This window comes from Leptolyngbya sp. FACHB-711, from assembly GCF_014695615.1.
Classification (GTDB): Bacteria; Cyanobacteriota; Cyanobacteriia; order Elainellales; family Elainellaceae; genus Leptolyngbya_A.
In genome coordinates this window covers 1-14,148 of sequence record NZ_JACJOR010000478.1, presented here as the reverse complement: position 1 = coordinate 14,148, position 14,148 = coordinate 1, and the positions used below count along the sequence as shown (strand labels likewise).

The following is a 14,148-nucleotide window of genomic DNA, read 5'->3' as shown; positions in this document are numbered from 1 at the left end:
GGGAAAGGAACAGGATTAGGAAGTCAATCAGCGACAGCTATCAAATTGCGGTAGAAAAGCATGGGGGTTCACGGTACTGTTCTTTTACTTCTGGACAAGGAACTGAATTTGTTATTGAGATTTCAGTTCAGTAACTCAAAAACAGTTGAATGATTATAGATAATTCAATAATTTGAAACATGGAAGTTATCTTTCTTATTTCAATCAGGAATACTGGGACGTCGCAGTACAATTAATGTTAATGAAATCAATGGCTTGTGCTAGCCGTCCTTAAGATTGGAATTGTATGAAGATTGGAATTGTATGCAGATAGCTCCTTCGCCTAAGTATGAATCAGTAAGGCTTTGTGCCCTCTCGCAGTATGGCATTTTAGAGACTGAACCTGAAGCTGCCTTTGACGACCTTACCCGCCTGGCCGCGCACTTGTGTGGTGCACCGATCGCCCTGATCAGTCTTATTGATGCTCATCACCACTGGTTTAAGTCAAAGGTGGGGCTAGAAGCCACAGAAACTGCCCACGATATTGCATTCTTTAGCCATACCATCTTACAGCGCGAAGTGTTGATAGTACCAGACGCACTGGAGGATGAACGATTTGCAACCCATCCACTCGTGACTCCCAACCCGACGATCCGCTTTTATGCGGGGATGCCTTTGCTCACTCCCACCGGAGAAGTATTGGGAACGCTCTGTGTAATTGATCGAGTTCCTCGTACACTCACGCCTCAGCAAATTGAAGTTCTGCAGGTTCTAGGTCAACAGGTCGTTACTCAACTAGAGCTGCGGCATAGCCTGATGAAATCGGTGTTACTGGCAGAGGAATGCAAGGCGGCTGAATTGGCACTGCGTCAGAGCGAAGCCAAGTTTCGCAACCTGGTCGAACAGGCAAATGATTGGGTCTGGGAAATTGACCTTGACGGTCGCTTTACCTACACCAATCCCAAAGTGTTTGACATTCTAGGATGTCGAGCTGAAGAAGTCTTGGGGAAAACGACGTTCGACTTTATGGCTGCAAAAGAAGCCAAGCAATTTTCTATCCTTCTGAGTCCCTTCATCGCTCAGCAAACTCCTTTTGTTGGATTAGAAAAAGTCCTGCTTCACAAAAACGGGCATGCTGTTGAACTCGAAACGAGTGGTTGTCCTATTTTGAATGAAGAAGGCAGGCTCCAAGGGTATCGGGGCATGGTGCGGGATATCACCAAGCGCAAGCAAACCGAACGACAGATGCAGCAAGCTCTAGCTCAAGAAAAGGAGCTGAGAGCATTGAAATCTCAGTTTATTTCGATGGCTTCTCATGAATTTGGTAGCCCCCTCAGTACAATTATGCTTGCAGCTGAACTGTTGGAACATTACAGCCATCGTTGGAGCGAGGCAGAAAGACTAGAACGACTCAAATGTATTCAAACAGCAGCGAAGGAAATGAAATCACTGCTTGAAGACATCCTGATTGTTGGTCAAGCTGAAGCTGGAAAGATTCAATCGAAGCCTGTTGCTCTAGACCTATCTAAGTTTTGTCACGACCTCGTGAATCAAATGCAATTGCACGCGGGGAGCCGACAGACGATCGCCTTTACAAGCAACTATACAGACCATTGCGTTTACCTGGATGAAAAACTGCTGCGACAGGTTCTCGTTAATCTACTCTCTAATGCAATGAAGTACTCGCCTGAAGGGAGCAGAATTCAGTTTCGAGTCAGTTGTCAGGAGTCACAGGTGCTTTTCCATGTTCAGGATGAAGGAATTGGCATTCCCCCAGAAGACCAACCCCATTTATTTGAGTTCTTCCACCGAGCAAGGAATGTAGGCAAGATTCCTGGAACTGGATTAGGATTAGCAATCGTTAATCAGCTGATTAGCGCAATGGAAGGAAAGATTACGGTTGAAAGTTGTGTTGGAATCGGTACGACCTTTAAGTTTTGTCTTCCTTCAACACTTTGATTTTTAGGAACTGGCTTAATGCCATGTCAATTGGCGTGGTGGTATCGTACAAATTGGTTATACAAACCGGTTAGAGAATATCTGAGAAGCTTAGTGGTGTAGAAATCTCAGACGGTTTCAATCCGAGAAAGTAACGATTTGAGAGAGCTCAATGCGGCAGTCTAAAGTGTCCCGTTTGCGGCGATCGCAGCCTCGCTTGGATGGCTCTGGGGCTTGTACCCCGTCTGTCTTGCCTTTGCGGTCTTGCTTCCTCGAATGGCGATGCTCATGCCAAGTGACCCATCGGGTTTGCTCAGAATCGGAGGCGAGGGGGCAGTTTGGATCACAGCGATGACTTTTCAAACATCCTCTTACAAGAAATTCAATTCGATCGCAGCAAAAAGATACATTAATTGAACTGTCAATCTATCCTAGAGGACAATTTTTCGCTCGGATTTTCCCTTAAAACAGAGTGGGGTAAAACGGGGGATGGCGTGGCTGATTGTAAGCAAAGCAATTTCAACCTGGCTTCTGACTGGGCTGAGGAAGAGGTTTTTGTGTTTCCGGCTTCGTTCGCTCAGCAGCGACTCTGGTTTATTGATCAGCTAATGCCAGGGGCTTCGTTCTACACAATCCCGATTATCTTAAAGCTGACAGGCGTTTTGAATCGAGCGGCACTGGAATCTAGCCTGGAGGCGATCGTTCATCGTCATGAAGTGCTGCGAACTGCCTTTGATGTGGTCGATGGGCAACTGGTTCAGGTGGTTTGCGATTGGGCTTCGGTTGCTCTGCCATTGGTTGAGCTTCAGAGCTTGCCAGAAGGCGATTTTCTCGCTGAAGAACTGGAAAGCAGCCGAGAAGAAATTGCGCTGATACAGATTCGAGCGCGAGCGCAGCAGCCGTTTGATCTGACTCAGGGTCCGCTGTTTCGACTAGGGCTGTGGCGGTTGGGAGAAACCGATCATTTGCTGCTAATCGCGCTGCATCACATTATTTTTGATGAGTGGTCGAGCGGGGTTTTGATTCGAGAACTGGGTGAATTTTATGCAGCAGCAGTGAACGATCGCCCGTCGGAGTTGCCAGCCTTGTCCATTCAATATGCAGATTTTGCTGGCTGGCAGCGGGAATGGTTGCAGGGAGAGGTGTTGAATGCTCAGCTTCGCTACTGGCGTCAGCAGCTCAAAGATGTGCCCCGGCTCAATTTGCCTGTGCTCAACGGATTGGGGGGGCATCCCAGCAGGCAAAGTAATCGGGGAGCCAGCCAACTGCTGGAGCTGCCTCAGGGCTTGCTTGATCAACTAGAGGAGCTGAGCCAGGCGGCAGGCGTAACGCTGTTTATGACCCTGCTGGCGGCGTTTCAGACATTACTGCACCGTTACACTGGACAAACGGATATTGCGATCGGTTCACCCATTGCGAATCGTCATCGCAGTGAGCTGGAGGGACTGATCGGGTTTCTGGTGAATAGCCTAGTGCTGCGATCGAATTTGTCGGACGATCCCCCCTTTCGGGTGCTGCTCGATCGAGTGCGGGAAGTGACATTGGCGGCGTATGCCCATCAGGATGTGCCGTTTGAAAAGCTAGTCGAGGAATTGCAGCCCGTCCGCAGTTTGAATCAAAATCCGCTGTTTCAGGTGGTGTTTGCGCTGCAAAATACGCCGATGACGCAACTTGAACTGCCGGGATTAACGCTCAGCCCGGTGGCATTTGAAACGGAAACAACGCGCTTTGATCTGGAACTGTATGTCTGGAAGTGTGACGGCAACTTTAGAAGTCTGTGGGGCAAGGGATGGCAGCAGTCTGAGGGGTTGCGGGGCGTATTGGTCTATCACCGGGATTTGTTTGACGATGCGGCGATTGTCCGGTTGCGGCAGCAGTTTCAATGGCTGTTAGAAGGCGTTGTGACCAATCCAGACTCGCGCCTATCGATGTTGCCTTTAATGACGCAGGCAGAGCAACAGCAGCAGTGGAGCCTCTGGAACCAAACCCAGACCGACTACCCGGAAAATTGGACGGTGCATGAGCTGTTTGAAACCCAGGTGAGGCAGCGATCGCATGCGATTGCCGTTCAGTTTGGACAGCAGCAGTTTACCTACCGGGAACTGAACCAAGGCAGTAACCAGCTTGCCCGCTATTTGCAAAAGCTTGGAATTGAGGCGGGAATGCGCGTAGGAATCTGCCTGGGACAATCTGCAGAAACGATCGCTGCGATACTGGCAGTTTTGAAAGCTGGGGCAGCCTACCTACCGCTCGATCCTGACTATCCGCCGGAACGGTTGCGTTTTATGTTGGAGGATTCTGAAGTTCCAATCGTGATCACGCAGTTGCGGTGGCAGAATTTATTTGAGAATGACGTTAAGGTGATTGCTTTAGAGCAGGAATGGCAGACGATCGCACAAGAGTCTGAGGAGAATTTAGCAAATCGCTGCCCCAACAATCCGCTTGCTTATGTAATGTACACGTCTGGTTCGACGGGAACTCCCAAAGGCGTGATGGTTTCGCATCGGGCGATCGTCCGCTTGGTGTGCGATACAAACTATGTGCAAATTAAACCAGAAATGCGAATGGCACAGGCGGCAAATCTGGCATTTGATGCAGCAACGTTTGAAATCTGGGGTGCGTTGCTTAACGGAGCTTGTCTGGTGGGAATTGAGCGAGATATTACCCTGTCTCCGGCAGACTTTGCCGCAGCACTGCAAGAGCAGCAGATTGATGCAATGTTTCTCACCACGGCTTTGCTGAATCAAACGGTGAGCCAAATTCCCGCGGCGTTTCGATCGCTCACTTATCTTTTGTTTGGTGGCGAGGCAGCCAATCCCGATCGCGTCAGAACGATTCTGGAGCAGGGTAAACCGCAGCATTTAATTCATGTGTATGGTCCCACCGAAAACACAACTTTTTCAACCTGGTATGAAGTTGAGAATGTGCCGGAGAATGCAGTTACGATTCTGATCGGTAAGGCAATTGCGAATACGCAGGTGTATGTGCTGGATACAAATTTAATGCCCGTCCCCCCTGGAATTATTGGTGAGATTTATCTAGGCGGTGATGGATTAGCGCAGGGATATCTGAACCAACCGCAGTTAACTCAGGAACGCTTTATTGATCATCCGGTGAATCAGCAGCGATTATATAAAACAGGCGATCGTGCCCGTTATGACACCGATGGAAATCTTGAGTTTTTGGGGCGAACTGACTATCAGGTTAAAATTCGCGGCTTTCGGATTGAGTTGGGCGAAATTGAAACAGCTTTACTTCAGCATCCAGAAATTGAGGCGGCACTCCTGACCGTGCGCGAAATCGAAGCCGATCGCCAACTGATTGCCTATGTCGTTCCCAAAACTGTGAAGCGATTATCGGTCACAGAACTGGAGCTGCGCTCTTTTCTCAAAGCAAAATTGCCTGCCTATCTGCTGCCTGCGGCGTTTGTGGTTCTGGATGCGCTCCCCCTCACGCCCAATGGCAAAGTAAATCATCGCGCCCTGCCCCTGCCTACCCTGACATCGATCGATCCAGTCACGGCAACTGCGCCCACCACTTCGCTAGAGCAGGTTTTAGTCGATCTATGGCGACAGCTTTTGGGACGGGAAGCAGGCATTCACGACAATTTTTTTGAACTGGGCGGTCATTCGCTGCTGGCAACTCAGCTTGTGTCGCGGCTACGCGATCGATTCCGGGTGGAAATTCCTTTAAGAACCGTGTTTGAAACGCCGACGATCGCAGCTCTAGCACAAAAAATTGAGGCAATGCCGGACGTGGATTTGTCTCAGTTTCAGTCGTTGACTCAATTATCAGCCGCAATGCCGTCCCGTGAGGAGATTGAGCTATGAGCCATCGTTCGATCGCCGAATTTTTGGCAGAGCTGCAACGTCTAGATGTGCAGTTAGCGGTTGTGGAATCGCCTATCTCGGAGGGTTTGACTTTATCGCCGCGTCTCCGCTGCAATGCTCCAACAGGGGTTTTAACTTCTGAACTGAGGCAGCAGTTAATCGATCGCAAAGCAGAGATTATCAATTTTCTACAGCATAATCTACAGCAAGATTCTCAACCCGATTCTCAGCCAGACTTTCAACCAGGCCTTCAACCCGATTCTCAACCGGACTTTCAACCCGGTTCTCAAAATATTGTTCAAAATTGTGTTCCGCAAACCCTATCCCAGTCTATTCCACTTAATTCTTCAGAAACAGTATTTCCCTTGTCGTTTGCTCAGCAGCGATTATGGTTTCTATATCAAATTGCGCCCGATAATCCTTTTTACAATGTGCCTGCAGCAATTCGGCTAACCGGATCGCTCAATTGCTCTGTGCTGGAGCGATCGTTTAACGAGATAGTCCGTCGTCATGCTGCTCTGCGAACGACTTTTACCACCGCAAATCGTGAACCTGTGCAGGTGGTTGAACCAGAAGCCAGAATTACAATTCCTGTTGTTGATTTACGATCGTCCTTGCAGAAAACTGCAACGCAAACAATTGCCCCCAGCGATGCTTTCCTGAAAAAACTGCGAAGCGATAGAGAACATATCCTGCAACAATTCATCACCGCCGAAGCCCAGCGTCCCTTTAATCTAAGTACCGATTTACCGATGCGGGTGACGCTGCTGCAATTTGACGAGTCGGAGGCGATTTTGCTGTTAACGCTGCATCATATCGTGGCAGATGGCTGGTCGCTGGGTGTGCTGATTCGGGAGTTGGCTGAGCTTTATCAAGTCGGCATTCAAGGACGATCGGCAGCTCTTGCTCCATTACCCATTCAATATGCAGACTTTGCCTGCTGGCAGCGGCAGTGGCTTCAGGGCGAAGTGTTGGAGAATCAGTTGGCTTACTGGCGCAAGCAGCTCCAGGACGTTTCACGGCTAGATTTACCGATTGACCGTCCGCGTCCTGCGATGCAGACCTATCGGGGCGCAACCTTTCCCCTTCGCTTTTCTCCGACTTTGACCGGGGCGATCGAGGCACTCTGTCAGCAGGAAGGAGTGTCTTTGTTTATGACCCTGCTGGCGGCGTTTCAAACGTTGTTGCACCGCTACACTGGACAAACCGATATTGCGATCGGCTCACCAATTGCCAACCGTCACCGCAGCGAGTTCGAGGAGTTAATCGGCTTCTTTGTGAACAGTCTGGTGATGCGCTCGGACTTGTCGGGCAATCCCACGTTTCGAGAATTGCTGGGGCGGGTGCGAAATGTGGCGTTAGAGGCGTATCAGCATCAGGACTTGCCGTTTGAAAAGCTGGTCGAGGAGCTTGACCCAGAGCGAGATTTGAGCGGGAATCCCCTGTTTCAGGTTGCCTTTGCGCTGCAAAATGCGCCGATGCAGCCGTTGGAATTACCCGGAGTTCGCCTGGAACCTGTGCCACTGGAGCCGCAGACAACTCGCTTTGATCTGGAGGTGCATCTGTGGCAGCCGTCGCACGGGTTAAGCAGCCTGTGGCAGTCTGAGGCAGGCTTAAGCGGCTTTATTTCCTACAGCACCGACCTCTTCGATCGCGCCACAATTCACCGATTTGTCGAACATTTTCAAACCCTGTTGCATGGTATTGTTGCCAATCCCGACGCACGGCTGTCAGACCTGCCATTGCTCACCCCTGCCGAACATCAGCAGCTTGTGGTGAAGTGGAATCAAACGGCAACCGAATTTCTAAACGATCGCAGTTTTTATCATTTCGGTTTTCATCATTTATTTGAAAGACAGGCCAATCAGTTTCCTGAAAGAATTGCTTTAGTCACCGAATCGGAATCCCTCAGTTACGCTGAATTGAATGATCGAGCTGATCGCTTAGCGAATACGCTCAAACAAATTGGAGCACAGCCTAATGATTTAGTCGGATTGTGTGTCGATCGATCGGCTGACTTGATCATCGGCATTCTTGGCATTCTCAAAACAGGGGCAGCCTATGTGCCGATCGACCCCAGCTATCCCACCTATCGCATTGAGTTTATCTTGACCGATACACAAATGAACGTTCTGCTGACGCAATCCTGGCTACGGGAAACCTTGCCGCGATCGCAGGCGCAAATCATCTGTCTCGATCAGCCGCTTGCGGTGAATGAAAAAGTTAAAGTTTCAGTGCTGAATTCAAATCTCAGCCGTCCCTTTAACCCCTCAATTCTGGAAGGAACCGATCTGGAAGGAACCGAGCTTGATGATTCTGACGCTCAAAGTTCTCCAACGTTGGAAGATTTAGGGGGCAATTCTCCCTTTTTTACCCGGGATTCGCTGGCGTACGTGATTTATACTTCCGGTTCGACTGGAACGCCGAAAGGAGTGCTGATTACCCATCGTGGACTGTGCAATGTGGTGGCAGCACAGCGTCAAGCTTTTGATTTACCTGCTGATTCATCCAGCAAAATTCGGGTGCTTCAGTTTAGTTCGCTTAGCTTTGATGCATCAGTGTTTGAGATTGCGCTGGCGATCGGTTCAGGGGGGACGCTCTACATTCCGCCGCAGTCTGTTCAGTTGCCCGGAGCCGCTCTGGTCAGGTTTTTGCAGGATCATGCAATTACCCACGCGCTGCTCACTCCGGCGGTGTTGGCGGTGCTGCCGTCTGCAGATCTGCCTGCGCTGCAAACGCTGATTACCGGAGGCGAAGCCTGTCCCCGTCCGGTGATCGATCGCTGGGCAGCCAATCGCCGCTTCTTCAATGCCTACGGACCCACAGAAACTACGATTTGGGCAACGGTTGCCGAACTGTGTCCCGGTGATGCACCGCTGATTGGTCGTCCGGTGGCGAATATGCAGGTGTATGTGCTGGATGATGCGCTTCAGCCTGTGCCGATCGGCGTGGTGGGCGAACTCTACATCGGCGGGGCAGGCGTTGCACGAGGCTATTTGAATCGTCCTGAACTGGCGAGCCGGTTTATTTCCAGTCCGTTTGAGGCCAATCCGTTTGATGCCAGTCTGTCGAGTTCGGGGGCGAGACTCTATCGCACGGGTGATCGGGTGCGCTATCGGGCAGATGGCAATTTAGAATTTTGTGGACGATCGGACGATCAAATTAAAATTCGCGGATTTCGGGTCGAACCGGGCGAGATTGAAACTGCCCTGCAAAGTCATCCGGCAGTTCAGGAGGCAATCGTTTTAGCAACGGGCGAAGCCTCCCACGCCAAGCGGCTGCTTGCCTATTTCAGTCTGACTCGTCCCTTGATTTTTAACGCTGGCGACTCCAATTCTGGCAGCACACAATCGACACCAGGCTTACTTCAAGCCCAGCAAATCCAGCACTGGCAGACGCTCTACAACCAGACCTATCGATCGCCTGATCGTCCGGCTGATCCGGCATTCAACATCACAGGCTGGAACAGCAGCTACACTGGAGAGCCAATTCCGGCAGCCCAGATGCGCGAATGGGTAGACGATCGCGTGCAGCAAATTCTCGCTCTTCATCCTAAACAAGTGCTAGAAATTGGTTGCGGCACAGGGCTACTGCTCTTTCAAATTGCGCCGCACTGCGAGGCTTACTGGGGCATCGATTTTTCGACGGTTTCGCTGGAGACGGTGCAGCGGCAGGTGAACGATCGAGGATTGTCTCAGGTGAAATTATTGCATCGATCGGCAGCGGATTTTGAGGGCGTTGCATCGTCTGCGTTTGATGCCGTGATTCTCAATTCGGTGGTGCAATATTTTCCTGATGTGGATTACTTAATGCAGGTCATTGCAGGGGCGATCGAGGCAGTGCGTCCGGGCGGCACAGTGTTTCTGGGCGATGTGCGAAGCCTGCCGCTGCTGAAGGCTTTTCATGCCTGGGTCGGTTTGTCTCAGGCTGATGAAACTACAGAACGAACTCAGCTTCGCCAGCAGGTTGAACGATCGCAGTTTGAAGAATCAGAGCTGGCGATCGATCCTGCCTTTTTTTATGCCCTGCGCGATGCGTTTCCCAGGATTCATCGGGTACAGATTCGCCTTGCGCGTGGTCGCAGCCATAACGAAATGACACAGTTTCGCTATAACGTGTTGCTGCACATCGGTCAGCATGATTTATCTGAGAACGAATTCCAATTCCCCGAAAAGAAGAACTGCTTCGGATCACCTTTGCAGCAAATGCAATGGATAGACTGGAAAACTCAAAAGATAACCGTCAGCGATACGCAAAAATACTTGCTTGAGCATCAGCCTGATCGGTTTGGGGTAAGGAATATTGCTAACGCTCGTGTTGATAATGCTGTACAAACGGCTGAATGGCTATCAAGTAAAGCATTACCTAAAACAGTAGGAAAATTTCGGGAAAAGCTACAGAATTCTGTTAAAACTGCGATTGATCCACAAGATTGGTGGGATCTAGAAAAGGTTTTGCCTTATCAGGTTGAAATAAGCTGGTCGAGCGATTCCCAAGCCGGAACCTATGATGTTGTTTTGATTCGGAATGAAATTAGAAATGACATCAAGAATGAAATTAGAAATGGCATTGCCTCAGAAGTTAATTTTGCGACTCATTCACCGCTCAATTCACCAATTCATTCACGCACAATTCAGCAGAATAATTCATCTCAGGATTTGTCCCAGAATTCATCCTGGCATCGCTATACCAATAATCCACTTCAGTCTCAGGTTGCCCGGCAGCTTATTCCTGAACTTCGCGCTTTTCTGGGACAAGCCCTACCTGATTACATGATTCCCACTGCCTTTGTGCCGCTCGAAACCCTTCCCCTCACCCCCAACGGCAAGATCGATCGCGCTGCCCTGCTCGAACAGAATGAATTCGACTGGCAATCGCTTGAATCGACTCCAAGCCCAAATCTTCTCGCCAATGACGCAAGCCAAACTCCTACCGAACTCGCCCTGATCGACATTTGGAAAGAGCTGCTGCGGCTTCAGCAAATCCACATTCACGACAGCTTTTTTGAACTGGGTGGACATTCGCTGCTGGCAACCCAGATGACTTCGCGGATTCGCGATCGCTTTGAGGTAGAACTCCCGCTCCGCCGTGTCTTTGAAACTCCCACGATCGCCCAACTTGCTCCAGCGATTGACAGACTTCGCGATAGCACCCTCATACAGTCTCCGCCGATTGGGCGTCTGGAACGATCGGTTTATCGATGGCAGCGATCGAAGCGGTCAGAAAGCGATTTTCAAACAGACACAGCTCAAACAGACATAGCCCGAACAGACACAGTCCGAACAAAGACAGAGAGATTGGCTCAGTCATCAACGCTGGTATCCTTGTCGTCGAACTATCAATATTCACGGCTTGATCAATCAGTTGTAGCTGAGGCTGTTAAATCTGAGGCTGTTAAATCTAATTTAGAAATCGTTCCGCGATCGAATGGCGATCGACTAACTGATCAAATTATCAATAGTAACTTTGCAAAAGCCCGATCGCCGCTAGTTCCCCTAACCGTTGAGGGAAATCGATATCGTCCTGGGAGCGTTACGCGATCGCCCTTTTTCTGTGTGCACCCGATATTTGGCGTGGTGTTTCCCTATCTAGAACTGGCGCAGCTTTTAGAAACTAGTTCAGCAGTGAATCGCAGTTTTTATGGGCTTCAGCCGCTCGGATTAGACGGAAAACATCTGCCGTTTAACCGGATCGAGGCGATGGCAGCCTATTACATTACAGCGATGCGAGCCGTTCAGCCTCACGGACCCTATTTTCTGGGCGGATGGTCTTTTGGTGGGCTGGTTGCCTTCGAGATGGCGCAGCAGCTTACCCAGGCAGGTGAAACCGTTGCGCTGTTAGCAATTCTCGATACGCCCGCCCCCCTTGCCCATCAGCAGCCCTCTCTGGTACAGAGCCTCAAGTTTTTGCTGAAAACTGCGCTCTGGTCTACGCTGCCGTTCTTGTTAGACTATGGCGCGATCGTCACTAATCGATTTCCTGTCCTGAATACCCTGCCGAATGCTTTGCCCCAATCGCAACGCTGGAAATCCTGGTATTCGCGCTGGCAATGGTCTGCAATTACGCGCCTGATGCCCGATGCGCGGCTCCGACTCCAAGATGAATCGGCGATCGTGCCGCTGATGCGAATTTTTTATGCAAACAGTCAGGCAGCTTATCGCTATATGCCGCACTTCTATCCTGGCTCTGTAACCCTCTTCAAAGCGACGAATCCCTCGGACTACGGCAGTTCTGACCCCACGCTGGGCTGGAGTCAATTATGCGATCGAGTTCAGGTGCATTCTGTTCCGGGCAATCATTTATCGATGCTTAAACTGCCCCACGTGCAGGTTCTAGCGCAGCAGCTTCAAGCCTATCTTTCCTAGAAGCAGTTTGAAACGTTGCAGATCTAACGCCCCAAAACTAGCTCGATCGATCTCAAAGCGACGCAAGTATTGCTGCCAAATCGTCGCCAGTGCAGGTAAGTCGGTGGGCGGAATAAAGTCCATCCTTGCTGGGCTCGATCGCTCCAAAGCAGGAACTGCTTCGTATCGCCTTGGGAGAAACAGCCTTGCATCGCTCCTGCAATTTCGACAGATTGTTGCATGAGGGAGAGCGATCGCCCCACCAACTTCTAAAATTTAAAGTGAAGTTTGCCAGGTTTGGTTTTATGTCTGTTTTACCGCCCGACTCTTCGGAGCAGTCGAATTCATTAGATAGCGAAGCGGCAGCCGTTCTGCTGAAGCAACTCCGACGCAAAGAGGAAAATTGGGTTGTCTGGGGGCAAGCCTGTCAGCAGTTGCAGAAGGCAGGCTATTCGCCGCAGCAAATTTTTGAGGAAACGGGATTTGAGCCAGTTCAGCAAAATCAGGTGATTGTGGCAGCTCAGGTTTATCAGTCGATCGCCTCTGGAACGGTGAGTCCAGACGTGCTGACGCGGTTCGAGCGGACTGGAAGCGATACGCTATATGAATTTCGAATCTTAACTCAAGCAGATCGGGCAGCGGCGGCGACCCTGGCGGTTGAAAAAGGAATCGATTCAGAAGCGGCGCGGGATGTGGCGAAAGCGATGAAGGAGTATTCGCGGCTCTCTAATCCGCCTACGGGGTTTACCGCTGCGGCTGGCGATGGAATTGCCTACTACTACTGGAAGCTAGCGCGGCAGCAGACTGACCTTCAGGCACGATCGCGCCTTATTGCCCAGGCGTTGCGGTTTGCGGAGAGTGAGACTGCCCGAAAGCAGGTTGAAAAGTTGTTAACTGATTTTTCGGTTACGCGCAGTCGTCCTGCTCCGCGATTGCCTTTTTATCGGTTGGAGTCTGCGACTGAGCAGCCACGAATTTTGCCTGTGGTAGGGAAATTACCGCTGGCGATCGCCGATCTTCAGGCAGTGCCGCTGGTCGAGCCGCAGGGAACGTTTCAGCTTGTTCAGTTTTCGGGCACAGGAGTATGGGTTAGCTTACCGGGTTGGCAGGTGATTTTTGCGGCAGAAGATCCGGTTGCGTTTTTGGCAGACACTGATCGGCTTCCCAATAATGACTTAGAAACGATCGAAGAAGTGATGATTGTGATCGATCGGGCGGAACGCGAATGGCAGGACAACAGCTACTTTGCAATCGAGCAGGATGGACAGATTCAGATTGATTGGTTTGAGGAAGCTCCAGAGAAAACGTTGCTGGGTCGCGTGATTTTAGTTTTGCGTCCAAAGAAGGTGCTGGATGAAGGATACAACAAGGAGCTGTGGCAGATTGATGAGTAGTGTTTACTGCGATCGATCAGGATGAAGATAGGTTGCTGTGTCGCAAAAGCGATCGATGGTAAGGCAAACAAGCCTGGCTTTGCCTTATCCCCTCCGATGTCTACTCATGCTCTATCTTGATTCAAGGGGGTAGTTGATGTTGACGATCCCGCTCGTCTCTGTGAGGTATGCGAGGTTGAGCTTGACGGAGATGGGTAGGAAAACTGCATCCTATACAGAAAGCTCATGGTAATTAGTGAGATAGTTCTACTTTGAAGAAGCTTAAAGGTAGCACCGTTTTTGTTGGTCTGTTATCAATTCTTTCTCAGTTTTGCAGCTAACGCACAAAGAGCCATTTGCCTAGTTGTGGCGAAATTAAAGAATGTCGTTGCTGTAGTTCAGTAATGTATGAAAGGGTTGATTCAATATCTTGATGAAATCAAGTTAGATAAAGCGATTCTCTGGTGCTATCTCATTTGGTACCTTGTAATCCTTTATTTCTATTTCGATCCTTCGCTGAAGATATGGATTAATTCAATTGGTATCAGTGCGGTCATTGGGACAGGTCTCTTATTCAGTGTTTCTTCTGGCAAGACTGGCAGAAGTGATCCCTGGCAAACATTCAGGTTATATCTGATGCCATTCTGCGTCTCAAGCTTTTCTGCTTTGATTAAAGGGCAGGGG

Annotated in this window: 7 protein-coding genes; 5 read left to right on the top strand and 2 right to left on the bottom strand. The window is 50.1% G+C overall.

Annotated elements, in window-relative coordinates; translation table 11 throughout:
- Nucleotides 1-303: 303 nt before the first annotated feature.
- On the top strand, nucleotides 304-1,938 hold the full coding sequence (locus tag H6F80_RS22230) for a sensor histidine kinase (RefSeq protein ID WP_190793714.1): 1,635 nt from the start codon (nucleotides 304-306) through the stop codon (nucleotides 1,936-1,938).
- Between the two features lie 161 nt (nucleotides 1,939-2,099).
- Here the strand turns inward: H6F80_RS22230 and H6F80_RS22225 are convergent, their stop codons facing one another.
- The gene (locus tag H6F80_RS22225) at nucleotides 2,100-2,264 is read right to left on the bottom strand and encodes a hypothetical protein (RefSeq protein ID WP_190793713.1); all 165 of its coding nucleotides are present in this window, start codon (nucleotides 2,262-2,264) and stop codon (nucleotides 2,100-2,102) included.
- A gap of 147 nt (nucleotides 2,265-2,411) precedes the next feature.
- Between H6F80_RS22225 and H6F80_RS22220 the strand changes: the two genes are divergently transcribed.
- Together H6F80_RS22220 and H6F80_RS22215 are read left to right on the top strand one after the other, a co-directional pair.
- Complete coding sequence (locus H6F80_RS22220; RefSeq protein ID WP_347277911.1) at nucleotides 2,412-5,747, top strand: non-ribosomal peptide synthetase; 3,336 nt, start codon at nucleotides 2,412-2,414, stop codon at nucleotides 5,745-5,747.
- The gene (locus H6F80_RS22215; RefSeq protein WP_199296744.1) at nucleotides 5,744-12,112 is read left to right on the top strand and encodes a non-ribosomal peptide synthetase; all 6,369 of its coding nucleotides are present in this window, start codon (nucleotides 5,744-5,746) and stop codon (nucleotides 12,110-12,112) included. The genes H6F80_RS22220 and H6F80_RS22215 overlap by 4 nt, the downstream gene beginning before the upstream one ends.
- Nucleotides 12,113-12,135: 23 nt before the next feature.
- Here the strand turns inward: H6F80_RS22215 and H6F80_RS22210 are convergent, their stop codons facing one another.
- Nucleotides 12,136-12,333, bottom strand: coding sequence for a hypothetical protein (locus H6F80_RS22210; RefSeq protein WP_190793712.1), 198 nt, complete (start codon nucleotides 12,331-12,333; stop codon nucleotides 12,136-12,138).
- Nucleotides 12,334-12,396: 63 nt separating this feature from the next.
- Here H6F80_RS22210 and H6F80_RS22205 point away from each other — a divergent pair, with 63 nt between their 5' ends.
- Together H6F80_RS22205 and H6F80_RS29475 are read left to right on the top strand one after the other, a co-directional pair.
- Complete coding sequence (locus H6F80_RS22205) at nucleotides 12,397-13,485, top strand: RuBisCO accumulation factor 1 (RefSeq protein ID WP_190793711.1); 1,089 nt, start codon at nucleotides 12,397-12,399, stop codon at nucleotides 13,483-13,485.
- Nucleotides 13,486-13,872: 387 nt separating this feature from the next.
- On the top strand, nucleotides 13,873-14,148 hold a 276-nt coding region (locus H6F80_RS29475; protein ID WP_206755106.1), incomplete at its 3' end, for a hypothetical protein.

Bases quoted from the DNA above. Each gene is read 5' to 3' on its own strand.
- H6F80_RS22230 (WP_190793714.1), top strand. From the start codon at position 304: ATGCAGATAGCTCCTTCGCCTAAGTATGAATCAGTAAGGCTTTGTGCC.
- H6F80_RS22215 (WP_199296744.1), top strand. From the start codon at position 5,744: ATGAGCCATCGTTCGATCGCCGAATTTTTGGCAGAGCTGCAACGTCTA.
- H6F80_RS22210 (WP_190793712.1), bottom strand. From the start codon at position 12,333: ATGCAACAATCTGTCGAAATTGCAGGAGCGATGCAAGGCTGTTTCTCC.
- H6F80_RS22205 (WP_190793711.1), top strand. From the start codon at position 12,397: ATGTCTGTTTTACCGCCCGACTCTTCGGAGCAGTCGAATTCATTAGAT.